Source organism: Enterobacter sp. CM29, from assembly GCF_013179605.1.
Classification (GTDB): domain Bacteria; phylum Pseudomonadota; class Gammaproteobacteria; order Enterobacterales; family Enterobacteriaceae; genus Enterobacter; species Enterobacter intestinihominis.
In genome coordinates, this window is record NZ_JABMCU010000059.1 from 1 (window position 1) to 22,266 (window position 22,266).

At 55.6% G+C, this 22,266-nt stretch carries 23 protein-coding genes and 1 other annotated feature; of the genes, 16 read left to right on the forward strand and 7 right to left on the reverse strand.

All coding sequences use genetic code 11. From position 1 onward, the window contains the following. From mnmE to rpmH, 5 genes are all read right to left on the reverse strand, one after another. The coding region (gene mnmE, locus HP459_RS09700) for a tRNA uridine-5-carboxymethylaminomethyl(34) synthesis GTPase MnmE (protein ID WP_171936150.1) at window positions 1-885 on the reverse strand (885 nt) is incomplete at its 3' end. 72 nt (window positions 886-957) lie between these two features. Continuing rightward, window positions 958-2,601, reverse strand: a complete 1,644-nt coding sequence (gene yidC / locus HP459_RS09705) for a membrane protein insertase YidC (protein WP_023298949.1) — start codon at window positions 2,599-2,601, stop codon at window positions 958-960. A gap of 2 nt (window positions 2,602-2,603) precedes the next feature. After that, a complete protein-coding gene (yidD, locus tag HP459_RS09710; RefSeq protein WP_001307474.1) occupies window positions 2,604-2,861 on the reverse strand; it encodes a membrane protein insertion efficiency factor YidD in 258 nt (85 codons plus the stop codon). Then, window positions 2,825-3,184 (reverse strand): ribonuclease P protein component, encoded by a 360-nt coding sequence (gene rnpA / locus HP459_RS09715; RefSeq protein ID WP_006808764.1) that lies wholly within the window; start codon window positions 3,182-3,184, stop codon window positions 2,825-2,827. Before rnpA ends, yidD begins: the two co-directional genes overlap by 37 nt. A 16-nt stretch (window positions 3,185-3,200) precedes the next feature. Further along, window positions 3,201-3,341: a 50S ribosomal protein L34 gene (gene rpmH, locus HP459_RS09720; RefSeq protein WP_000831330.1), complete on the reverse strand. Its 141-nt coding sequence runs from the start codon at window positions 3,339-3,341 to the stop codon at window positions 3,201-3,203. Between the two features lie 638 nt (window positions 3,342-3,979). Between rpmH and dnaA the strand changes: the two genes are divergently transcribed. From dnaA to HP459_RS09750, 6 genes are all read left to right on the forward strand, one after another. Further along, complete coding sequence (gene dnaA, locus HP459_RS09725) at window positions 3,980-5,374, forward strand: chromosomal replication initiator protein DnaA (RefSeq protein WP_003861124.1); 1,395 nt, start codon at window positions 3,980-3,982, stop codon at window positions 5,372-5,374. A 4-nt stretch (window positions 5,375-5,378) separates the two neighbouring features. Next, on the forward strand, window positions 5,379-6,479 hold the full coding sequence (gene dnaN / locus HP459_RS09730) for a DNA polymerase III subunit beta (RefSeq protein ID WP_003861122.1): 1,101 nt from the start codon (window positions 5,379-5,381) through the stop codon (window positions 6,477-6,479). After that, entirely contained in the window at window positions 6,479-7,552 is a 1,074-nt protein-coding gene (gene recF / locus HP459_RS09735) for a DNA replication/repair protein RecF (protein ID WP_022646527.1), read from the forward strand. Before dnaN ends, recF begins: the two co-directional genes overlap by 1 nt. 28 nt (window positions 7,553-7,580) lie before the next feature. Then, the gene (gyrB, locus tag HP459_RS09740; protein WP_063137909.1) at window positions 7,581-9,992 is read left to right on the forward strand and encodes a DNA topoisomerase (ATP-hydrolyzing) subunit B; all 2,412 of its coding nucleotides are present in this window, start codon (window positions 7,581-7,583) and stop codon (window positions 9,990-9,992) included. Window positions 9,993-10,221: 229 nt separating this feature from the next. Beyond that, window positions 10,222-10,926, forward strand: a complete 705-nt coding sequence (locus HP459_RS09745; protein ID WP_022646529.1) for a hypothetical protein — start codon at window positions 10,222-10,224, stop codon at window positions 10,924-10,926. Between the two features lie 2 nt (window positions 10,927-10,928). Further along, window positions 10,929-11,330, forward strand: a complete 402-nt coding sequence (locus HP459_RS09750) for a hypothetical protein (protein ID WP_048966201.1) — start codon at window positions 10,929-10,931, stop codon at window positions 11,328-11,330. Here the strand turns inward: HP459_RS09750 and HP459_RS09755 are convergent. Further along, entirely contained in the window at window positions 11,327-12,265 is a 939-nt protein-coding gene (locus HP459_RS09755; protein WP_171936151.1) for a LysR family transcriptional regulator, read from the reverse strand. The two genes, HP459_RS09750 and HP459_RS09755, sit on opposite strands and share 4 nt — an antisense overlap. A gap of 109 nt (window positions 12,266-12,374) precedes the next feature. Here HP459_RS09755 and HP459_RS09760 point away from each other — a divergent pair, with 109 nt between their 5' ends. From HP459_RS09760 to HP459_RS09795, 8 genes are all read left to right on the forward strand, one after another. Next, window positions 12,375-13,400, forward strand: a complete 1,026-nt coding sequence (locus HP459_RS09760; RefSeq protein WP_171936152.1) for an NAD(P)-dependent alcohol dehydrogenase — start codon at window positions 12,375-12,377, stop codon at window positions 13,398-13,400. Window positions 13,401-13,513: 113 nt separating this feature from the next. Next, on the forward strand, window positions 13,514-14,326 hold the full coding sequence (gene yidA, locus HP459_RS09765) for a sugar-phosphatase (protein ID WP_023305134.1): 813 nt from the start codon (window positions 13,514-13,516) through the stop codon (window positions 14,324-14,326). A gap of 226 nt (window positions 14,327-14,552) precedes the next feature. Continuing rightward, window positions 14,553-15,242, forward strand: a complete 690-nt coding sequence (gene dgoR, locus HP459_RS09770; protein ID WP_003861109.1) for a D-galactonate utilization transcriptional regulator DgoR — start codon at window positions 14,553-14,555, stop codon at window positions 15,240-15,242. Then, entirely contained in the window at window positions 15,239-16,117 is an 879-nt protein-coding gene (locus tag HP459_RS09775) for a 2-dehydro-3-deoxygalactonokinase (protein ID WP_171936153.1), read from the forward strand. Before dgoR ends, HP459_RS09775 begins: the two co-directional genes overlap by 4 nt. Then, window positions 16,101-16,718 (forward strand): 2-dehydro-3-deoxy-6-phosphogalactonate aldolase, encoded by a 618-nt coding sequence (locus HP459_RS09780; RefSeq protein ID WP_171936154.1) that lies wholly within the window; start codon window positions 16,101-16,103, stop codon window positions 16,716-16,718. Before HP459_RS09775 ends, HP459_RS09780 begins: the two co-directional genes overlap by 17 nt. Continuing rightward, entirely contained in the window at window positions 16,715-17,863 is a 1,149-nt protein-coding gene (gene dgoD / locus HP459_RS09785) for a galactonate dehydratase (protein ID WP_003861103.1), read from the forward strand. The genes HP459_RS09780 and dgoD overlap by 4 nt, the downstream gene beginning before the upstream one ends. A 180-nt stretch (window positions 17,864-18,043) precedes the next feature. Next, a complete protein-coding gene (locus HP459_RS09790) occupies window positions 18,044-19,381 on the forward strand; it encodes an MFS transporter (RefSeq protein ID WP_161496779.1) in 1,338 nt (445 codons plus the stop codon). A 51-nt stretch (window positions 19,382-19,432) separates the two neighbouring features. After that, window positions 19,433-20,662, forward strand: coding sequence for a DUF3748 domain-containing protein (locus HP459_RS09795; protein ID WP_216661648.1), 1,230 nt, complete (start codon window positions 19,433-19,435; stop codon window positions 20,660-20,662). On the opposite strand, the gene HP459_RS09800 is transcribed toward HP459_RS09795, so the two are convergent. After that, window positions 20,659-20,991, reverse strand: a complete 333-nt coding sequence (locus HP459_RS09800; RefSeq protein ID WP_032622035.1) for a YceK/YidQ family lipoprotein — start codon at window positions 20,989-20,991, stop codon at window positions 20,659-20,661. The genes HP459_RS09795 and HP459_RS09800 overlap by 4 nt on opposite strands. A gap of 247 nt (window positions 20,992-21,238) precedes the next feature. Then, window positions 21,239-21,313: a sequence feature (ROSE (Repression Of Heat Shock gene Expression) occurs in the 5'-region of heat shock genes and acts as an RNA thermometer to modulate expression.), on the forward strand. Between HP459_RS09800 and ibpA the strand changes: the two genes are divergently transcribed. Both ibpA and ibpB read left to right on the forward strand, forming a co-directional pair. Next, window positions 21,307-21,717, forward strand: coding sequence for a small heat shock chaperone IbpA (gene ibpA, locus HP459_RS09805; protein ID WP_003861094.1), 411 nt, complete (start codon window positions 21,307-21,309; stop codon window positions 21,715-21,717). Its footprint overlaps the feature before it by 7 nt. A gap of 136 nt (window positions 21,718-21,853) precedes the next feature. Then, on the forward strand, window positions 21,854-22,266 hold a 413-nt coding region (ibpB, locus tag HP459_RS09810), incomplete at its 3' end, for a small heat shock chaperone IbpB (protein ID WP_171936156.1).

A 22,266-nucleotide genomic window follows, 5' to 3' on the forward strand; every position in this document is an offset into this window, starting at 1 on the left:
CTGCTCGATCTCCTGCCAGGCGCGTTCGATACCGATACGCTCGACTTCATCGCTCGCATCGCGCAGGCCAGCGGTGTCGATGATGTGCAGCGGCATGCCGTCGATATGGATATGCTCGCGCAGGACGTCGCGGGTAGTGCCGGCTATGTCGGTCACGATCGCCGCTTCACGGCCCGCCAGAGCGTTCAGCAGGCTTGATTTCCCGGCGTTGGGGCGACCAGCAATCACCACCTTCATGCCCTCACGCAGCAGGCTGCCCTGGCGCGCTTCGGCGCGAACGGCATCCAGATCGTTCATCACCTGGTTGAGCTGGGCTTCGATTTTGCCGTCAGAAAGGAAGTCAATCTCCTCGTCCGGGAAGTCGATAGCCGCTTCAACATAGATTCGCAGGTGAGTAAGTGCTTCCACAAGGTGATTCACGCGTGCGGAAAATGCCCCCTGCAACGAGTTCAGCGCGGAGCGGGCTGCCTGTTCGGAACTGGCGTCGATCAGGTCGGCAATCGCTTCGGCCTGAGCCAGGTCGAGCTTATCGTTCAGGAAGGCACGCTCGGAGAACTCACCCGGCTTCGCAATGCGCAGGCCAGGCAGGGTCAGAATACGTTTCAACAGCAGGTCGAGGATCACCGGGCCGCCGTGACCCTGAAGCTCCAGCACGTCTTCGCCGGTAAAGGAGTTTGGGCCGGGGAACCACAGCGCAATGCCCTGGTCCAGCGAGGTGCCGTCGGCATCTTTAAATGGCAGATAATCAGCGTAGCGCGGCTTTGGCAGTTTACCCAGCACCGCTTCGGCCACCTCACGCGCCTTCAGGCCGGAGATGCGCAGAATGCCTACACCACCGCGTCCCGGTGGGGTTGCCTGGGCGACGATAGTGTCGTTATGGCTCATGGTTGCTCTCGTTCAATACAAATAAAAAAGGCGGTCAATCGACCGCCCTTATTTTAGCGTTAAGTTACCGAATCAGGACTTTTTCTTTTCGCGGCTATGCAGGCCACGTTTTTCCAGACCACGGTAAATCAGCTGCTGCTGGATGATGGTCACCAGGTTGCTGACGATATAGTACAGCACCAGACCTGACGGGAACCACAGGAAGAACACGGTGAAGATGACCGGCATAAAGGTCATGATCTTCTGCTGCATCGGGTCAGTCACGGTGGTCGGAGACATCTTCTGGATGAAGAACATCGTCACGCCCATCAGGATCGGCAGGATGTAGTACGGGTCCTGTGCGGACAGGTCATGGATCCACAGGGCGAACGGCGCGTGGCGCAGCTCAACGGAACCCATCAGCATGTAGTACAGCGCAAGGAAGATTGGCATCTGAATCAGCAGCGGGAAGCAACCACCCAGTGGGTTCACTTTCTCTGCTTTATACAGGGCCATCATCTCCTGGCTCTGACGCTGTTTGTCATCGCCCAGACGCTCACGCATAGCCTGAATCTTCGGCTGTAGCATACGCATCTTCGCCATGGAGGTGTACTGCGCTTTAGTCAGCGGGTACATGATGCCACGAACGATAAAGGTGATAACGATGATGGAGAAGCCCCAGTTACCCAGGAAGCTGTGGATGAACTTCAGCAGCTTAAACAGCGGCTGAGAGATGAACCACAACCAACCGTAATCAACGGTCAGATCCAGGTGCGGCGCAACGGCAGCCATTTTGTCCTGGATTTCCGGGCCGACCCACAGGGTGCTTGCCAGCTTACCGGTTTGACCCGGCTGCACCAGAACCGGCTGAGATTTGTAGCCGATGGCTGCAATACCGTTGCCGAGGTTCGCGGTGTAGAAGTTGTTCGTACCGTCGTTATTCGGTACCCACGCCGTCGCGAAATACTGTTGCAGCATTGCGACCCAACCGCCTTTAGAGCTGACGTTCAGGTTTTCGTTATCGGCAATGGTGTCGAATTTGTATTTCTCGTACTTGGTATCTGGCGTGGAGTAAGCCGCGCCACGGAAGGTATGCAGCGCAAAGTTGCTGCTTCCGGTGTCACGGTGAGACGGCAGATTGATGGACTGCTTCAGCTGACCAAAGGTAGAGATTTCCAGCGGTTTCGCACCGGTGTTCTGTACGCTGTAGCCCACGTTCACCGCATATTCACCGCGTTTCAGGGTGAAGGTTTTGGTGAAGGTGTTGCCTGCCGCGTCGGTGTAGGTCATCGGAATAACCAGTTCGTTCTGACCATCAGCCAGCACAAAGGTGTCATTCTCGACGTTATACAGTGGACGCGCACCGTTCGCCGGGTTATCCGGGCCATCACGACCGGTCAGGCCGCTCTGTGCCTGGTAGATAAACTCAGGCGTGGTTTCCAGTAACTGGAACGGTTCGGTAGACTTCAGCTCTTTCGGGTAGGTCAACAGCAGCGCCTGCTCAACATCACCACCACGGGTGTTGATAGTCAGCTCAAGCACATCGGTCTTAACCGTAATCTGTTTCCCCTGGCCACTGGCCGGTACGCCCTGGTCGGCGGCGCTACCCGCTGCGGTGGTCGTGGTCTGCGTGGTCTGCTGCTGGGGTTGAGGATTTTTATCCTGCTCCCATGCCTGCCAGATCATGAAAGACACGAACAACAAAGCGATGATAAGAAGATTGCGTTGCGAATCCATCGTTAGTGTTCTCTGGTATCAAAAGGTCCTGGAGGGACGGGGTCGTCTCCACCTGGGTGTAAAGGGTGGCATTTTAATACGCGTTTCACCGTCAACCAACTGCCTTTTATCACTCCAAACCTGCGCAATGCCTCAATTCCGTAGCTTGAGCATGTTGGCGTGAAACGGCAATGTGGCCCGAGTAGCGGACTAATCAGGCGTTGATAGACCCGAATGAGGGCTATCAGGACCCGCGAGCCAGGCGACAGTGGCGGCGCCATAATTTTTCCAACGCTTCCGAGAGAGCACGGTTATCGAGGTCGGCAACCCCTTTTTTAGCCACCACCACGAAATCCATTGAAGGCAGTTCGTGCTGACGTAAACGGAAGCTTTCACGCGTCAGACGTTTAATCCGGTTGCGTTCATGCGCACGCTTAACGTTTTTCTTGGCGACTGTGAGACCGATGCGGGGATGCCCCAGCGAATTTTGGCGGCCGAGGATGGTGATTTGCGGCGTGCCAGCCCGTAGTGGCTGCTGGAAGACGAAAGTGAAATGAGTGGGAGTTAACAAACGTAACTCCCTGGGAAATGCGAGCTTAACCACTCAGGGGTTAGCTTTATTACTTGGAAACGGTCAGACGAGCGCGGCCTTTAGCACGACGACGTGCCAGAACCTGACGACCATTTTTAGTAGCCATACGAGCACGGAAGCCGTGAGAACGGTTGCGCTTCAGTACAGACGGTTGAAAAGTGCGTTTCATGGCGATTTCTACCTAAACTTGAATAAATTCACTGACTTTTGCGTATACCCGAACGAGATTCGAACGACTAACGCCTCAGCGTGGGTGATTAAAGAGGCCGGATTGTAATAATTGTACACTCCGGAGTCAATTCTCTTTCCTTAAATCCCTGCGTATTTCCGCACGATTTCGCGTGGAAAATGAGCAACGAACGACGCAGGAAGATGAGCATCACGCGCCGGGTCGAGGATTATACGGGCTCGCCAACAAAGCGCAAGGATCCTCCTGGATCTTCGTTAGATCATTTAAGCCCAAAATTGTCTGTGCTCATTAAATTTTCCAATATGCGGCCTAAATCGCGAGGCACTCGCGTCAGGATCGTTTACACTTACCCGATTCCGGATCTTCCTGTGGATAAATCGGGAAGAATCTGTGAGAAACAGAAGATCTCTGGCTCAGTTTAGGCTATGATCCGCGGTCCTGATCGGGATCCAGCGATCCTGGCCGGACATAAACACAACATCGTTCAGGCTGTATCAACGATAGCGTGTATAACCGCAGATAGCGGTTCGCACATCACCCTGATGGGGTCATGTCGATGTGCGCCAACAATCATGAATATTCAATAGTTTTCTTTTATTGTTCGAGTGGAGTCCGCCGTGTCACTTTCGCTTTGGCAGCAGTGTCTTGCCCGATTGCAGGATGAGTTACCAGCCACAGAATTCAGTATGTGGATCCGCCCATTGCAGGCGGAACTGAGCGATAACACGCTGGCTTTGTACGCGCCAAACCGTTTCGTGCTCGATTGGGTAAGGGATAAATACCTTAATAACATCAATGGACTGCTGAACGATTTCTGCGGGTCAGATGCCCCACAGCTGCGTTTTGAAGTGGGCACAAAGCCGGTCACCCAAACCGTTCGTGAAGTTGTCAATGTGGCAGCCCCTGCACAGGCGGCGCCCGCTCCAGCGCCTCGCGTTGCACCGGCTCGTCAGGGCTGGGATAACGTTCCAGCCCCCGCTGAGCCTACCTACCGCTCTAATGTTAACGTGAAACACACGTTCGATAACTTCGTTGAAGGTAAGTCGAACCAGCTGGCGCGCGCGGCGGCCCGCCAGGTTGCCGATAATCCCGGTGGTGCTTACAACCCGCTGTTCCTTTATGGCGGCACGGGTCTCGGTAAAACGCACCTGCTGCATGCGGTGGGCAACGGCATTATGGCGCGTAAGCCCAATGCCAAAGTAGTGTATATGCACTCCGAACGCTTCGTTCAGGACATGGTAAAAGCCCTGCAAAACAATGCGATCGAAGAGTTTAAACGCTACTACCGTTCCGTTGATGCGCTGCTGATCGATGACATCCAGTTCTTTGCCAATAAAGAACGATCGCAGGAAGAGTTTTTCCACACCTTTAACGCCCTGCTGGAAGGCAATCAGCAGATCATTTTGACCTCGGATCGTTATCCAAAAGAGATCAACGGCGTTGAAGATCGTCTCAAATCCCGCTTCGGCTGGGGCCTGACCGTGGCGATCGAGCCGCCGGAGCTGGAAACCCGCGTCGCGATCCTGATGAAAAAAGCCGACGAGAACGACATTCGCCTGCCGGGTGAAGTGGCGTTCTTTATTGCCAAGCGCCTGCGTTCCAACGTTCGTGAGCTGGAAGGGGCACTGAACCGCGTTATCGCCAACGCCAATTTTACCGGTCGTGCGATCACCATCGATTTTGTGCGTGAAGCGCTGCGCGATTTGTTGGCATTGCAGGAAAAACTGGTCACCATCGACAATATTCAGAAGACGGTGGCTGAGTACTACAAGATCAAAGTGGCAGATTTACTGTCTAAACGTCGTTCCCGCTCGGTGGCGCGTCCGCGTCAGATGGCGATGGCGCTGGCAAAAGAGCTAACCAACCACAGCCTGCCGGAAATCGGTGATGCGTTTGGTGGCCGTGACCATACGACCGTGCTGCACGCCTGTCGCAAGATCGAGCAGTTACGCGAAGAAAGCCACGACATAAAAGAAGATTTTTCCAATTTAATCAGAACATTATCATCGTGACGCTATGAAATTTACCGTTGAACGTGAACATTTATTAAAACCGCTGCAACAGGTGAGTGGCCCATTAGGCGGCCGCCCTACGCTGCCTATTCTTGGAAACCTGCTGCTTCAGGTCGCGGACGGTACGCTGTCGCTGACCGGCACAGATCTGGAAATGGAAATGATCGCGCGCGTTACGCTGACTCAGCCGCACGACGCGGGCGCGACCACGGTTCCGGCACGTAAATTCTTTGATATTTGCCGTGGGCTGCCGGAAGGCGCTGAAATCGCCGTGCAGCTGGAGGGCGACCGCATGCTGGTGCGCTCTGGCCGCAGCCGTTTCTCCCTCTCCACGCTGCCCGCTGCGGACTTCCCGAACCTGGATGACTGGCAGAGCGAAGTTGAATTTACCCTGCCGCAGGCGACGATGAAGCGTCTGATTGAAGCCACGCAGTTCTCTATGGCGCATCAGGACGTTCGTTACTACTTAAACGGCATGCTGTTCGAAACCGAAGGTGAAGAGCTGCGTACCGTGGCTACAGACGGTCACCGTCTGGCGGTCTGTTCTATGCCGATTGGCGATTCACTGCCAAACCATTCGGTGATCGTACCGCGTAAAGGCGTAATTGAACTGATGCGTATGCTCGACGGCGGCGACACCCCGCTGCGCGTGCAGATTGGTAGCAACAATATTCGTGCCCACGTGGGCGATTTTGTCTTCACATCGAAGCTGGTAGACGGACGTTTCCCGGATTATCGCCGCGTATTGCCGAAGAACCCGGACAAAACGCTGGAGGCAGGTTGCGACATCCTCAAGCAGGCGTTCGCGCGTGCCGCTATTCTCTCCAACGAGAAATTCCGCGGCGTACGTCTGTACGTGAGTGAAAACCAGATCAAAATCACCGCCAACAACCCGGAGCAGGAAGAGGCAGAAGAGATTCTGGACGTCACCTACGCCGGGGCTGAGATGGAAATCGGCTTCAACGTCAGCTATGTGCTGGATGTGCTGAATGCACTGAAATGCGAGAACGTTCGCATCCTGCTGACTGACTCCGTTTCGAGCGTACAGATTGAAGATGCCGCATCACAGTCGGCTGCTTATGTTGTCATGCCAATGAGACTGTAATGTCGCTCACCCGTCTGTTGATCCGCGACTTTCGCAACATCGAGAGCGCGGATCTCGCTTTATCCCCTGGCTTTAATTTCCTGGTTGGCGCGAACGGCAGCGGCAAAACCAGCGTGCTGGAAGCCATCTATACGCTCGGTCATGGCCGGGCGTTTCGCAGTTTGCAGATTGGTCGCGTGATTCGCCACGAGCAGGATGCGTTTGTGCTGCATGGGCGCTTGCAGGGTGCCGAGCGGGAAACCGCCATCGGCCTGACCAAAGACAAGCAGGGCGACAGCAAGGTGCGCATCGACGGCACCGACGGCCACAAGGTGGCGGAGCTGGCACTGCTGATGCCGATGCAGCTGATTACGCCGGAGGGGTTTACTTTACTCAACGGCGGCCCCAAATACAGAAGAGCGTTCCTCGACTGGGGATGCTTTCACAATGAAGCCGGTTTCTTTAACGCCTGGAGCAATCTGAAGCGTCTGCTTAAACAGCGTAACGCCGCATTGCGCCAGGTCACGCGCTACGCCCAGCTGCGTCCGTGGGACATGGAATTAATTCCTCTTGCGGAACAAATCAGCCGCTGGCGTGCCGAATACAGCGCAGGTATCGCCGAAGACATGGCCGACACCTGCAAACAGTTTTTACCCGAGTTCTCTCTCACCTTCTCTTTCCAGCGTGGCTGGGAAAAAGAGACGGATTATGCCGAGGTGTTAGAGAGAAGCTTCGAGCGCGATCGCATGTTGACCTACACCGCGCACGGCCCGCACAAGGCGGATTTCCGCATTCGTGCCGACGGTGCGCCGGTGGAAGACACGCTGTCGCGCGGGCAGCTGAAGCTCCTGATGTGCGCGCTACGCCTGGCGCAGGGGGAGTTCCTCACCCGCGAAAGTGGGCGACGCTGCCTGTACCTGATAGATGATTTTGCCTCGGAACTTGACGACGCGCGGCGCGGGCTACTTGCCAGCCGCTTAAAAGCCACGCAGTCGCAGGTTTTCGTCAGCGCCATTAGCGCTGAACACGTTATGGACATGTCGGACGAAAATTCGAAGATGTTTACCGTGGAAAAGGGTAAAATAACGGATTAACCCAAGTTGAAATGAGCGAGAAACGTTGATGTCGAATTCTTATGACTCCTCCAGTATCAAAGTCCTGAAAGGACTGGATGCGGTGCGTAAGCGCCCGGGTATGTATATCGGCGACACGGATGACGGCACCGGTCTGCACCACATGGTATTCGAGGTGGTAGATAACGCTATCGACGAAGCGCTCGCGGGTCACTGTAAAGACATCGTGGTCACGATCCATGCGGACAACTCCGTGTCCGTTACCGATGATGGTCGTGGCATCCCAACCGGTATTCACCCGGAAGAGGGCGTATCTGCTGCGGAAGTTATCATGACCGTTCTGCACGCAGGCGGTAAGTTCGATGATAACTCCTATAAAGTTTCCGGCGGTCTGCACGGCGTAGGCGTATCCGTGGTAAACGCCCTGTCGCAGAAGCTGGAGCTGGTTATCCAGCGCGAAGGCAAAATTCACCGCCAGATTTACACCCATGGTGTGCCGCAGGCACCGCTGGCCGTTACCGGTGATACCGACAAAACCGGTACCATGGTGCGTTTCTGGCCGAGCCTTGAAACCTTCACCAACGTCACCGAATTCGAGTACGAGATCCTGGCGAAACGCCTGCGTGAACTGTCGTTCCTGAACTCCGGCGTGTCGATTCGACTGCGCGACAAACGCGACAACAAAGAAGACCACTTCCACTACGAAGGCGGTATCAAGGCGTTCGTTGAGTATCTGAACAAGAACAAAACGCCAATTCACCCGAATATCTTCTACTTCTCTACTGAAAAAGACGGTATCGGCGTGGAAGTGGCACTGCAGTGGAACGATGGTTTCCAGGAAAACATCTACTGCTTTACCAACAACATTCCACAGCGCGACGGCGGTACTCACCTTGCGGGCTTCCGCGCGGCGATGACCCGTACCCTGAACGCCTACATGGACAAAGAAGGCTACAGCAAAAAAGCGAAAGTCAGCGCCACCGGTGACGATGCCCGTGAAGGCCTGATTGCCGTGGTCTCCGTGAAGGTGCCGGATCCGAAATTCTCCTCACAGACCAAAGACAAGCTGGTCTCTTCTGAGGTGAAATCGGCGGTTGAACAGCAGATGAACGAACTGCTGAGCGAATACCTGCTGGAAAACCCGTCCGACGCGAAAATCGTGGTGGGTAAAATTATCGATGCGGCGCGTGCCCGTGAAGCGGCGCGTAAAGCCCGTGAAATGACCCGTCGTAAAGGCGCGCTGGACCTGGCAGGCCTGCCGGGCAAACTGGCTGACTGCCAGGAACGCGATCCGGCGCTGTCTGAACTGTACCTCGTGGAAGGGGACTCCGCGGGCGGTTCTGCGAAGCAAGGCCGTAACCGCAAGAACCAGGCGATTCTGCCGCTGAAGGGTAAAATCCTCAACGTTGAGAAAGCGCGCTTCGACAAGATGCTCTCTTCTCAGGAAGTGGCGACGCTCATCACCGCGCTCGGCTGCGGCATCGGTCGCGACGAGTACAACCCGGACAAACTGCGCTATCACAGCATCATCATCATGACCGATGCGGACGTCGACGGCTCGCACATTCGTACGCTGCTGTTGACCTTCTTCTATCGTCAGATGCCGGAAATCGTTGAGCGCGGCCACGTCTACATTGCCCAGCCGCCGCTGTATAAAGTGAAGAAAGGCAAGCAGGAACAGTACATTAAAGATGACGAGGCGATGGATCAGTACCAAATCGCGATCGCCCTTGATGGTGCGACCCTGCACGCAAACTCCAGCGCGCCAGCGCTGGCCGGTGAACCGCTGGAGCGTCTGGTCTCCGAGTTCAACGCCACGCAGAAAATGATTGGCCGTATGGAGCGTCGCTATCCGAAAGCGCTGCTGAAAGAGCTGATTTATCAGCCAACCCTGACCGAAGCCGAGCTGAGCAACGAGCAGACCGTCACCCGCTGGGTGAACACCCTGGTGAGCGAGCTGAACGAGAAAGAGCAGCACGGCAGCCAGTGGAAGTTTGACGTTCAGCAGAACGCTGAGCAGCAGTTCGAGCCGATCGTACGCGTGCGTACCCACGGCGTCGATACCGACTACCCGCTGGAGCACGAGTTTGTTACCGGTCCGGAATACCGCCGTATCTGCACCCTCGGCGAGAAGCTGCGTGGTCTGATCGAAGACGACGCGTTTATCGAACGTGGCGAGCGTCGTCAGCCGGTAGCCAGCTTCGAACAGGCGCTGGAGTGGCTGGTGAAAGAGTCCCGTCGTGGCCTCTCTATTCAGCGTTATAAAGGCCTGGGCGAAATGAACCCGGATCAGCTGTGGGAAACCACCATGGATCCGGAAAGCCGTCGCATGCTGCGCGTCACCGTTAAAGACGCAATCGCAGCGGATCAACTGTTCACCACCCTGATGGGCGATGCGGTTGAACCACGTCGCGCCTTCATCGAAGAGAACGCCCTGAAAGCGGCGAACATCGATATTTAACGGTTGTTTTTGTGGGGCTCATTCCAAATGACGTCTCATAAAGAATGCAGTCGGCTAAGAACAAAAAAGAGAGTGACATGATGTCACTCTCTTTTTTTTACTTATATTTGAATATCAATAAAACGAAGTCGATCTCATTGATGTGATCCTCGCTCAGGAGTATATACCCCGATAAAGAGTATGGTGGTCTGTTAAAGTTGAAATCGGTACGGAAAAAGGAATAAACCGTATGAGCAGCAGGAGCGATATTATCGGGGCCGATGAATGGCAGGTAACGACCCGCAGCGGCCTCGTCTACAGTGAGGTCCTCGGTTGGATCGACCTGGGGCATGCCAGGGGCGAAGATATTTCCCTGCTTCTGGCTGATTTCAGCAGCGGCGAAGCCAGTGGCAGACCTTATTACACGATTGCATACAATCAGAGAATGAATATCGGGAAAGGACTGGCCGGAACGGGTAAGTTTGTTCGCTGGGAAATAAAACGTGGGCGCTCGATGTCAGAAATTAACAGCATTGCCCTGGCTATGATGATGGATACCGCGAGAAATTTTGAAAATTACCAGTCCCGCGCTTTTTTCAGTTGGTACACCGATAGCGGGTTCAGCGGAGAAGACCTGGTGTCGGATCTGCTCGGTTTTTACAGGGCGCTGATTCCTTCGGATTACCGGGCTCAGTTGCGGCCTGTCAGTCGTGAAAGCGCACTACGCCGCTGGGATCATTACGGACCGATCGGTAATTTCAAGAACCGGGGTTTTCTTCCATTGATTTTTCCCGACCCTGATGACCTTAATATCCGGCATGAACCCTATAAAGGCCCGCTTCCCCGCTTTATGAGGTGGGTAACGCCGTTTGATAACTTCAGTTCAGACATTGTTCGTATTCTTAACGATAACGGCACATATCATTCCTTCTTTACCCACTCAGGACGACGTTGAGCATGAAAAAGTTAGCCATATTCTCAGGGCTGGCCATTGTGATTGTCACGGTCATATACCTCCTTTTGCCGTATGAGCCTGAGATGACATATCGTGAATCAGATAGGGTTCGCTATCATTTTTACACACCGGCATCGATTAAGCAGGCACCACGCCTGTCACCGGATTATACCTTCAGCCACTCTGCTGCAAATGGACAGCCAGAGACCGCTGGCGTGTGCTTTAGCGGGGTATCTGATGCCGCTGTACTTAAACAATATCTTGTTTCGCGTGGCTACGCCTTTGCCAGAAAGGCCCCCGTCGGGGAGCTATGGACGTCAGAACGTCATCGGGATGTGTACTTCACTGTTATCAGCAGGGTTTCGCCTGGCAGGCAAGTTTGCCTTTTTGAATCAGAACGTTAACTTGCACCTTCGACGCGGCTTGCAGGAAAGTCCAGCGACAGCACTGACGGTAAACGGCTCGCCAGCGTATCTATCGCTATTCTAACCCTCAGCGGCAGATGCGGCGTCTGCTGCCAGACTGCATGAACGTCGAAGCGCACGTCCGGTGCCTGCTTTAAAAGCGGGATGAGTTTTCCCTGATGTATTTCTCTGCGGGCCATCCAGCAGGGCAACCACGCAAGGCCGTGTCCGGCCAGCGCAGCGTCGCAGATTGCCTGTAAATCATCCATATTGAGCGATGAGCGGGGAGTAAAGGTGTGCGATCTCCCTTCGCTATCCATTAGCTGCCAGGGCAGCACTCTGCCTGATCGCAGATAGTTAATGGCAGTGTGGTGGGGTAAATCAGCAACGTTTTCTGGCTGGCCGTTCTTCATCAGGTAATCCGGGGCGGCACACAGCACCATGCGATGCTCGCCCAGCCTTCTGGCGACCAGCAGGCTGCTGTCCTGCAGCGTGCCGTTACGTACCGCCATATCAAAGCCTTCCTCTACCAGATCCACCACGCGGTCGCTGAATGACATTTCAAGCTCAAGCCCGGGGTGTTCCTGCGTCAGTTCTATCAGCAGTGGCGCGACGCACTGGCGACCAAACAGAACCGGCATGGCGACGCGCAGGCGGCCGCTGACCTGCTGCTTCCCTGTTTCAAGCAGCGACTCCGCGCCCCGAATCTCCTCCAGCGCGCGAAGGCAGCGTTCATAAAACAGAGCGCCGTTGTCGGTCAGCCTCTGGCTGCGGGTGGTACGCTGGAAAAGACGTACGCCCAGCCGCTCTTCAAGACGAGCAATGCTTTTTCCTACCGCCGAGCGCGACAAATGCAGACGGACGGCGGCCTGCGCAAAACTTCCCGCCTCAACGGCGGCCACAAATACAGGTATATCCTTCAGCGTATCGGTCATGAATTGTATCCACTGCGTCATCAATTATGGGAAAACTTATCGCCACTGGCGACCAAACGTCAACGGTAGACTGTCAGTCCTAAAGCTTATTTGATGGCAGGAGAGAAAAATGACAGAAACAATGCAGCGCTGGTCAATGAACGCCCTTGGGCGCGAGAGCCTTCAGCTTGTTCAGGTGCCTGTGCCACAGCCAGGCCCGGGGGAGGTTCGCGTAAGGGTTAATGCCGTTGCGCTCAACTACCGGGATAAAATGGTGATTGAAGGCACGATGCCGATTCCGCTTTCCTTCCCGTTTACCCCAGCATCTGACATGGCAGGCGTGGTGGACAGCGTTGGCGACGGCGTTACGCGTTTCAAACCCGGCGCACGCGTCATCTCAACCTTCTTCCCGGAATGGATCGACGGCAAGCCGCAGGCAGACGCGCGCGATTTGCCCTATAAAACGTCCGGTGGATACTTCCAGGGCATGCTGGCCGAATATGTGATTGTGAGTGAAAACGCGCTGATGGCGTCCCCGGAAAGCCTGGATGACGCTGAGGCCAGCACGCTTCCTTGCGCGGGGCTTACCGCATGGTTCGCGCTGGTGGAGCGCGGTCATTTACGCGCCGGGCAATCGGTGCTGGTACAAGGCACGGGCGGTGTGGCGCTATTCGCTTTGCAGATAGCAAAAGCGCACGGCGCAGAAGTTATTGTTACGTCGGGGAGTGATGAAAAACTGGCACTGGCCAAAAAGCTGGGGGCCAGCCAGGGCATCAACCGACTGAAAGGCGACTGGGCTGAAAATACGCTGGCACTGACGCAGGATCGCGGCATCGACCATATTATCGAAACCGTGGGTGGGGAGAACCTGAGACATTCCCTTCGCGCGGTAGCCGTTCACGGGCGTATCTCCGTTATTGGCGTGCTGGCCGGAACGGACATTTCCCTGCCTGCTGGCGAGCTGCTGCTGAAATCCCCCGTCATTCAGGGGATTGGGGTTGGACACCGCCGGGCGCTGGAAGATTTCGTCCGTGCTGTTGATGTCACGGAGTTAAAACCGGTGATTGAACATCGCTATCGTTTTGACGAACTGGAACAGGCGCTTGAGCATCTGGATCGCGGTGCGTTTGGCAAAATCGTTCTCACCCGCGAGTGAGTTCTTGTTCCCGGGATAAATATAAAAGGGGCTTTTTGTTACGCAAGGTAGCTCTATTTTTGTGTGCTTAATCGCGTTAGCATGAAATAGCACTCATTTATCCCGGGGACCTCATGGCTATCAAACTCATTGCAATCGATATGGACGGCACGCTGCTGCTGCCAGACCACACTATCTCTCCTGCCGTTAAAAATGCGATCGCCGCCGCACGCGAAAAAGGCGTGAACGTGGTGCTCACCACCGGACGCCCGTATGCCGGGGTGCACAGCTACCTGAAAGAGCTGCACATGAATCAGCCTGGCGATTACTGCATCACCTATAACGGCGCACTGGTGCAAAAGGCAGCCGATGGCAGCACGGTGGCGCAAACTGCACTGAGCTATGATGACTACCGTTTCCTGGAAAAGCTCTCCCGCGAAGTGGGCTCTCACTTCCACGCGCTCGATCGCAATACGCTTTACACCGCCAACCGCGATATCAGCTACTACACGGTGCACGAGTCCTACGTTGCAACCATTCCACTGGTGTTCTGCGAAGCGGAAAACATGGACCCGGCAACCCAGTTCCTGAAAGTGATGATGATTGATGAACCTGCGGTTCTCGACAAAGCCATCTCACGCATTCCGGCTGAGGTAAAAGAGAAATACACCGTGCTGAAAAGTGCGCCGTACTTCCTCGAAATCCTTGATAAACGCGTCAATAAAGGCACGGGCGTCAAATCGCTTGCCGATGCGCTGGGCATCAAGCCTGAGGAGATCATGGCGCTGGGCGACCAGGAAAACGATATTGCGATGATCGAATATGCAGGCATGGGCGTGGCGATGGATAACGCGATCCCGTCGGTGAAAGAAGTGGCGAACTTCGTCACCAAATCTAACCTGGAAGACGGCGTGGCTTATGCGATTGAGAAATTTGTCCTGTCCTAACAGCTGTCTGTAATCATCAGCCTCGGTTATCAACCGGGGCTTTTTTTGGCCCTGAATTTATCGAATTGTTCTTTTTGTGATCTGGATTGTAGTACAACATTAACTGATTGTACTACATTGTCACCACGGCAAAGGCGAAAGGACTCACGTTTGTACTGCAAAAGTGAGGCGAAATTCAGCGGTCGCGGTAAAGTAGTGATGGACTTACAGAGCACAAGGACTCTCCATGACACTCAATAAAACCGATCGCATTGTCATCACGCTGGGCACTCAGATTGTGGGTGGCAAATACGTTCCCGGTTCGCCGCTGCCAGCAGAGGCGGAACTGTGCGAGGAGTTTGAAACCTCGCGCAATATCATCCGGGAAGTGTTCCGCTCGCTGATGGCGAAGCGGCTGATTGAAATGAAGCGCTATCGCGGCGCGTTTGTTGCGCCGCGTAACCAGTGGAACTACCTCGATACCGATGTTCTGCAATGGGTACTGGAAAACGACTACGACCCACGGCTTATCGGCGCGATGAGTGAAGTCCGAAATCTGGTGGAACCGGCCATCGCCCGCTGGGCGGCAGAGCGCGCAACGTCAGGTGACCTGGCACAGATTGAGTCGGCGTTAAACGACATGATCGCCAATAACCAGAATCGGGAGGCGTTCAACGAGGCGGACATTCGCTACCACGAGGCGGTACTGCAGTCGGTGCATAACCCGGTGTTACAGCAGCTTAGCGTGGCGATCAGCTCGCTACAGCGAGCAGTATTTGAACGTACCTGGATGGGCGATGAGGCCAACATGCCGAAAACGCTTCAGGAACATAAAGCGCTGTTCGATGCGATACGGCATCAGGACGGCGATGCGGCAGAGCAGGCGGCGCTGACCATGATCGCCAGCTCGACACGAAGGTTGAAGGAAATCACATGACATCACGCTACATCGCAATTGACTGGGGATCGACCAATCTGCGCGCCTGGCTCTACCAGGGTGAGCAGTGTCTGGAAAGCAGGCATTCAGAAGCAGGTGTGACGCGCCTGAACGGTAAATCCCCCGAAGCGGTGTTAGCAGAGGTGACACAAAACTGGCGCGACGGTACTACGCCAGTGGTGATGGCCGGAATGGTCGGCAGTAACGTGGGCTGGAAGGTTGCGCCTTACCTGTCGGTTCCGGTGCATTTCACCGCCGTTGGCGAGCAGTTAACGTCTGTTGGCGACAATGTCTGGATTATTCCCGGTTTATGCGTCTCTCGCGACGATAACCATAACGTGATGCGCGGCGAAGAGACGCAGCTGCTCGGGGCGCGCACCCTTTCTCCTTCTTCTGTCTACGTCATGCCCGGGACGCACTGCAAATGGGTCCAGGCGGATGCTGAGCAAATTCATGATTTCCGCACGGTGATGACCGGCGAACTGCACCACTTGCTGCTTAAGCATTCGCTGGTGGGGGCCGGTTTGCCGGAGCAAACCCCTTCGCCGGAAGCGTTTGCCGCCGGGCTTGAGCGCGGGATCGCATCCCCTGCCGTTTTGCCGCAACTTTTTGAGGTTCGCGCCTCGCACGTGCTGGGAAATCTTCCGCGCGAGCAGGTCAGCGAATTTCTGTCCGGCCTGCTGATTGGCGCCGAAGTCGCCGCCCTGAGCGACGGGTTCGCCGGGCAGCAGGCCATCACGCTCGTCGCGGGTTCATCGCTGACGTCTCGTTACCGCCAGGCGTTCCACGCTATCGGACGGGATGTTGCTGCGGTGGAAGGCGACACGGCATTTCAGGCAGGCATAAGGAGCATCGCTCATGCAGTGGCAAACTGATCTTCCCCTTATCGCGATTTTGCGCGGTATCACGCCCGGTGAGGCCTTAGCGCACGTTGGCGCGGTGATCGACGCCGGGTTCGACGCGGTGGAAATCCCGCTCAACTCCCCGGAATGGGAAAAAAGCATTCCGGCAGTTGTTAAGGCGTTCGGTGATAAGGCGCTGATTGGTGCTGGTACCGTATTACAGCCGGAGCAGGTGGATGAGCTGGCGAAGATGGGCTGCAAGCTTATCGTCACACCGAATATCAACCCCGAGGTGATCCGCCGGGCGGTGGATTACGGCATGACCGTATGTCCGGGCTGCGCCACGGCCACAGAAGCCTTTTCCGCCCTCGATGCGGGCGCACAGTCTCTCAAAATTTTCCCGTCGTCGGCCTTTGGTCCGGATTACATCAAAGCGCTGAAAGCGGTCTTACCCGCCAGCGTGCCGGTCTTTGCCGTGGGCGGCGTCACGCCGGAAAACCTGGTGCAGTGGATAAAAGCGGGTTGTGCGGGCGCGGGGCTGGGCAGCGATCTCTATCGTGCCGGACAGCCCGTTGAGCGTACCGCACATCAGGCGGCAGCATTTGTGAAAGCGTATCGAGAGGCAGTGCAATGAAAATAACCAAACTTACCACGTACCGTTTACCCCCGCGTTGGATGTTCCTGAAAATCGAAACCGACGAAGGCGTGGTTGGCTGGGGCGAGCCGGTGATTGAAGGCCGTGCGCGCACCGTTGAAGCCGCGGTTCACGAGCTGGGTGAATACCTGATTGGCCAGGATCCGGCGCGCATCAACGACCTGTGGCAGGTCATGTACCGGGCGGGATTTTACCGTGGCGGTCCGATCCTGATGAGCGCCATCGCCGGTATCGATCAGGCGCTGTGGGATATCAAAGGCAAAGTGCTGAATGCCCCGGTCTGGCAATTAATGGGCGGCCTGGTGCGAGACAAAATCAAAGCCTACAGCTGGGTGGGCGGTGACCGCCCTGCGGAAGTGATCGACGGTATCCGGCAGCTGCGCAACATCGGTTTTGACACCTTCAAACTCAACGGCTGCGAAGAGATGGGCGTTATCGACAACTCGCGCGCGGTAGACCGGGCGGTGAACACCGTGGCGCAAATCCGCGAGGCTTTCGGCAACGAGATTGAGTTTGGCCTGGATTTCCACGGCCGCGTCAGCGCGCCAATGGCCAAAGTGCTGATTAAAGAGCTGGAGCCGTATCGCCCGCTGTTTATTGAAGAGCCTGTTCTGGCCGAGCAGGCGGAATACTATCCAAAACTGGCTGAACAGACGCACATTCCCATCGCGGCGGGGGAGCGTATGTTCTCGCGCTTCGAGTTTAAGCGCGTGCTGGAAGCGGGCGGCATTGCGATCCTGCAACCGGACCTCTCCCACGCGGGTGGCATCACTGAATGCTACAAAATTGCCGGCATGGCAGAAGCCTACGATGTGGCGCTGGCACCGCACTGTCCGCTTGGGCCGATTGCGCTGGCAGCCTGTCTGCATGTGGACTTCGTCTCCCGTAATGCAGTGTTCCAGGAACAAAGCATGGGCATTCACTATAACAAGGGCGCGGAGCTGCTCGACTTTGTGAAAAACAAGGAAGACTTCAGCATGGAAGGCGGTTTCTTTAAACCGTTAACGAAGCCGGGCCTTGGCGTGGAGATCGACGAAGCCAAAGTCATTGAGCTGAGTAAAAGTGCGCCGGACTGGCGTAACCCACTGTGGCGTCATGAAGACGGTTCCGTAGCCGAGTGGTAAATGCGCGTCATACTTCGCGCTGGTGATGCGTTGGCTGCGTTTTCTTACCCCGGTCACATACTTTTGTATGCTCCCGGGGATGCGAAAACTTGCCGCCTTCCCCCAGCACGAATTATTTAGCGCATTCCGTTTACGTTTTTAATTAAAAAAACCAAATACACCCTCTGTAAATTACAGGGCATGGTGAGCGGCTTCGCTATGCCCAAAATCTGGAGACAGATTGCGATGGATATTCCAGTTACTGCTGCAAAAACCGGGCGTCGTCGTTACCTGACGCTGATCATGATCTTTATTACCGTGGTCATTTGCTATGTAGACCGCGCCAACCTCGCCGTGGCCTCGGCCCATATTCAGGAAGAGTTTGGCATCACCAAAGCGGAAATGGGCTACGTCTTCTCGGCGTTTGCCTGGCTGTATACGCTCTGCCAGATCCCCGGCGGCTGGTTCCTTGACCGCGTGGGGTCACGTCTGACCTACTTTATCGCTATTTTGGGCTGGTCCGTGGCGACCCTGTTCCAGGGCTTCGCCACCGGGCTGATGTCGCTGATAGGCCTGCGCGCCATCACCGGGGTGTTTGAAGCGCCCGCGTTCCCGACCAACAACCGCATGGTGACCAGCTGGTTCCCTGAACACGAACGTGCTTCCGCTGTTGGTTTTTACACCTCCGGGCAGTTTGTTGGTCTGGCGTTTCTGACGCCGCTGTTAATCTGGATCCAGGAGCTGCTGAGTTGGCACTGGGTGTTCATCGTCACCGGCGGGATCGGCATTATCTGGTCGTTAATCTGGTTTAAGGTCTATCAGCCGCCGCGTCTGACCAAAAGCATCACCAAAGCCGAACTGGACTACATCCGCGACGGCGGCGGTCTGGTGGATGGCGATGCGCCAGTGAAAAAAGAGGCGCGCCAGCCGCTGACCAGAGCGGACTGGAAGCTGGTCTTCCACCGTAAGCTGGTGGGCGTATATCTGGGCCAGTTCGCGGTGACCTCCACGCTGTGGTTCTTCCTCACCTGGTTCCCGAACTATCTGACCCAGGAAAAAGGGATAACCGCGCTGAAGGCGGGCTTTATGACCACCGTACCCTTCCTTGCGGCGTTTTTCGGCGTCCTGCTCTCGGGCTGGCTGGCGGATAAGCTGGTGAAAAAAGGCTTCTCACTGGGCGTTGCGCGTAAAACGCCGATTATCTGCGGACTGCTGATCTCTACCTGCATCATGGGAGCGAACTACACCAACGATCCAGTGTGGATCATGACCCTGATGGCGGTAGCGTTCTTCGGGAACGGTTTTGCCTCCATCACCTGGTCGCTGGTGTCGTCCCTGGCACCGATGCGGCTGATTGGCCTGACTGGTGGCGTATTCAACTTCGTTGGCGGCCTGGGCGGGATCACCGTGCCGCTGGTCATCGGTTACCTGGCGCAGGACTACGGCTTTGGTCCGGCTCTGGTGTATATCTCTGCCGTGGCGCTGATCGGCGCGCTCTCCTACATCCTGCTGGTAGGTGACGTGAAACGAGTAGGCTAATCCCTTCGGATGTTTTACCCTGATGCGATAACCGCGCATCAGGGTATTTTCATGAAACAAATCACCTTCGCTTCCCGCAACCACCAGCTCACCAACATCAACATCTGGACGCCAGACAGCCAGTGGCTTGTCTATGATGTCCGCCCGTCCGGCGCGTCGTTTACCGGTAAAACCATTGAGCGGGTCAACGTCGGTACGGGCGAGGTTGAGGTGATCTACCGTGCGACTGACGGCGCGCATGTCGGCGTGGTGACCGTTCATCCTGCCGGGGAGAAATATGTTTTTATCCACGGCCCGAAAAAACCGGATGCAGACTGGCAGTATGATTTTCACCATCGTCAGGGAGTGATTGCGCACAACGGCCAGGTGAGCAATCTTGATGCGATGGATATCACCGCGCCTTACACGGCGGGGGCGCTGCGTGGCGGCAGCCACGTTCACGTTTTTAGCCCGAACGGGCAGTTCGTCAGCTTTACCTACAACGACCATGTACTGCACGCGCGCGATCCACAGCTGGATTTGCGTAACGTCGGGGTGGCGGCGCCTTTTGGTCCGGTAAATCCACAGGGGAACCATCCGCGGGAATATGCTGGCACCTTCTGGAGCGTGCTGGTAAGCCGGACAACGCCGAACCCGCAACCGGGCAGCGATGAGATCAACCGCGCCTATGAAGAGGGCTGGGTGGACAACGACAGGCTGGCGTTTATCGGCGATACGGTGTCTGCGAAAGGCGAGAAAGTGCCCGAACTGTTTATTGTGGACCTTCCCAAGGACGAGCAGGGCTGGAAACGGGCGGGCGATGCGCCGTTGCAGGGGACGCCGGATACAATGCCCGCGCCGCCTGCGGGCGTCATGCAACGCCGCCTTACCTTCACCCATCAGAAGGCGTATCCGGGGCTGGTGAACGTGCCGCGCCACTGGGTGCGCAGCAATCCACAGGGGACGCAGATTGCGTTTATAATGCGGGACGATAACGGCATTGTGCAGCTGTGGCTTATCTCCCCTGAAGGCGGCGAGCCGCGTCAGTTGACCCACGCTGAGAGTGATATTCAGTCGGCCTTTAACTGGCATCCTTCCGGCAACGGGCTGGGATTTGTGCTTGCAGGCCGCATTGCCTGTTGCGATGCGCAGACCGGAAAGGTGACGTTTTTGACGTCCGATCATGGCAACCCGCCGTCTGCTGACGCTGTGGTGTTTTCCCCGGACGGACGTTTTATTGCGTGGATGGAAGAGAAGGACGGTTTCCGCCAGCTGTGGCTAACGGAAACCGCACAGAATTAGCGCGGGGTCATCTCTGCGGGTGGGATGACGGAGTTAGTCGCCAGCGTCTCCTGCTCGCTTTTCTCAACGCGCGAACGCACTGAGCTGTCGGTGCGGAACATATCCCACGGCAGCAGAAGCGTATCGGCAACCGCCGTAAACGGCATATCAAGAATCGCCAGAGATTTGGTACCCCAGTTTGTCTCATCATCAGAGATCATGGCGGCACTGGCGCGCGTCCCCGGATATGTTCCTTCTTTACCGCCGGTGTGCGACATCACGCTCGAACACCCGCAAAGTAAAACAACCCCGCTGAACGTCGCCAGCTTAATCAGAACATTTCTCATCATTACTCAGTCATCATTAGTAGCACGGCATTGACCTGCAACTCAGGGTTATAGCGAGGCGCGTCCAAAATGGATAGCTCAAAACTCCCGCACTGTGGTCGCCATCGCAATTTAACCCTTTGTGCTGTGCCCCTGAGTCTATGCGACAACCAGCAAAGTGCAAAAAAATCTCACATCAACAGGCTTGAAAAGGCCGTATCCAGACCCATTTTAAGAATGTAACCCGATAACGGACACGCCTGATGGGTGTTCGGGGAAGCAGAAGCCTGTCCATGGTGGAAGGCTACATTTTCTCGCTGATTCCAGGAGTTTTTATCTATGCGTAATTTCGATCTCTCTCCGCTATACCGTTCTGCCATTGGTTTTGATCGTCTGTTCAACCACTTAGAAAACAACCAGAGCCAGAGCAACGGCTATCCTCCTTACAACGTTGAATTAGTTGACGAAAACCACTATCGCATTGCGATTGCTGTCGCCGGTTTCGCAGAGAGCGAACTGGAGATCACCGCGCAGGACAATCTGCTGGTGGTGAAAGGCTCCCATGCGGGCGAGCAGAAAGAACGAACCTACCTCTACCAGGGCATCGCAGAGCGCAACTTTGAACGCAAATTCCAGCTGGCTGAGAACATCCACGTCAAGGGCGCGAACCTGGTGAACGGCCTGTTGTTTATCGAACTGGAACGTGTGATTCCGGAAGAGAAAAAACCGCGTCGTATCGAAATCAATTAATTAAGCGGGTCGCGGCTGCGGCCCACCTGAAATTGCTTGCCGTAAAGGGAGCATATGCGAATCCGTAAGGGTTTGCAGGTACAACTGCGCACAAAAATAAACTGTGCCGAACTCGCTTCTCAGAAGGAGATTTAGTATGCGTAACTATGATTTTTCCCCCCTGCTGCGTCAGTGGATCGGTTTTGACAAACTGGCTAACGCGCTGCAAAGCGCAACCGAACAGCAGACGTTTCCGCCGTACAACATCGAAAAAAGCGATGATAACCACTACCGCATCACGCTTGCGCTGGCCGGGTTTCGTCAGGAAGATCTCGACATCCAGCTTGAGGGTACGCGCCTGACCGTTAAAGGGTCACCGGAAAAACCAGACACCGAGACCAAATGGTTGCATCAGGGGCTTGTCACTCAGCCGTTTAGCCTGAGCTTTACCCTGGCAGACCATATGGAAGTTTCTGGCGCGACGTTCACTAACGGGCTGCTGAATATTGACCTCACCCGTAACGTGCCGGAAGCTATCGCGCCGCAGCGCATCGCCATTAGCGACAGGCC

Bases quoted from the DNA above. Each gene is read 5' to 3' on its own strand.
- yidC (WP_023298949.1), bottom strand. From the start codon at position 2,601: ATGGATTCGCAACGCAATCTTCTTATCATCGCTTTGTTGTTCGTGTCT.
- yidD (WP_001307474.1), bottom strand. From the start codon at position 2,861: ATGGCGCCGCCACTGTCGCCTGGCTCGCGGGTCCTGATAGCCCTCATT.
- rpmH (WP_000831330.1), bottom strand. From the start codon at position 3,341: ATGAAACGCACTTTTCAACCGTCTGTACTGAAGCGCAACCGTTCTCAC.
- dnaN (WP_003861122.1), top strand. From the start codon at position 5,379: ATGAAATTTACCGTTGAACGTGAACATTTATTAAAACCGCTGCAACAG.
- recF (WP_022646527.1), top strand. From the start codon at position 6,479: ATGTCGCTCACCCGTCTGTTGATCCGCGACTTTCGCAACATCGAGAGC.
- gyrB (WP_063137909.1), top strand. From the start codon at position 7,581: ATGTCGAATTCTTATGACTCCTCCAGTATCAAAGTCCTGAAAGGACTG.
- HP459_RS09745 (WP_022646529.1), top strand. From the start codon at position 10,222: ATGAGCAGCAGGAGCGATATTATCGGGGCCGATGAATGGCAGGTAACG.
- HP459_RS09750 (WP_048966201.1), top strand. From the start codon at position 10,929: ATGAAAAAGTTAGCCATATTCTCAGGGCTGGCCATTGTGATTGTCACG.
- HP459_RS09755 (WP_171936151.1), bottom strand. From the start codon at position 12,265: ATGACCGATACGCTGAAGGATATACCTGTATTTGTGGCCGCCGTTGAG.
- HP459_RS09760 (WP_171936152.1), top strand. From the start codon at position 12,375: ATGACAGAAACAATGCAGCGCTGGTCAATGAACGCCCTTGGGCGCGAG.
- yidA (WP_023305134.1), top strand. From the start codon at position 13,514: ATGGCTATCAAACTCATTGCAATCGATATGGACGGCACGCTGCTGCTG.
- dgoR (WP_003861109.1), top strand. From the start codon at position 14,553: ATGACACTCAATAAAACCGATCGCATTGTCATCACGCTGGGCACTCAG.
- HP459_RS09775 (WP_171936153.1), top strand. From the start codon at position 15,239: ATGACATCACGCTACATCGCAATTGACTGGGGATCGACCAATCTGCGC.
- HP459_RS09780 (WP_171936154.1), top strand. From the start codon at position 16,101: ATGCAGTGGCAAACTGATCTTCCCCTTATCGCGATTTTGCGCGGTATC.
- dgoD (WP_003861103.1), top strand. From the start codon at position 16,715: ATGAAAATAACCAAACTTACCACGTACCGTTTACCCCCGCGTTGGATG.
- HP459_RS09790 (WP_161496779.1), top strand. From the start codon at position 18,044: ATGGTGAGCGGCTTCGCTATGCCCAAAATCTGGAGACAGATTGCGATG.
- HP459_RS09795 (WP_216661648.1), top strand. From the start codon at position 19,433: ATGAAACAAATCACCTTCGCTTCCCGCAACCACCAGCTCACCAACATC.
- HP459_RS09800 (WP_032622035.1), bottom strand. From the start codon at position 20,991: ATGATGAGAAATGTTCTGATTAAGCTGGCGACGTTCAGCGGGGTTGTT.
- ibpA (WP_003861094.1), top strand. From the start codon at position 21,307: ATGCGTAATTTCGATCTCTCTCCGCTATACCGTTCTGCCATTGGTTTT.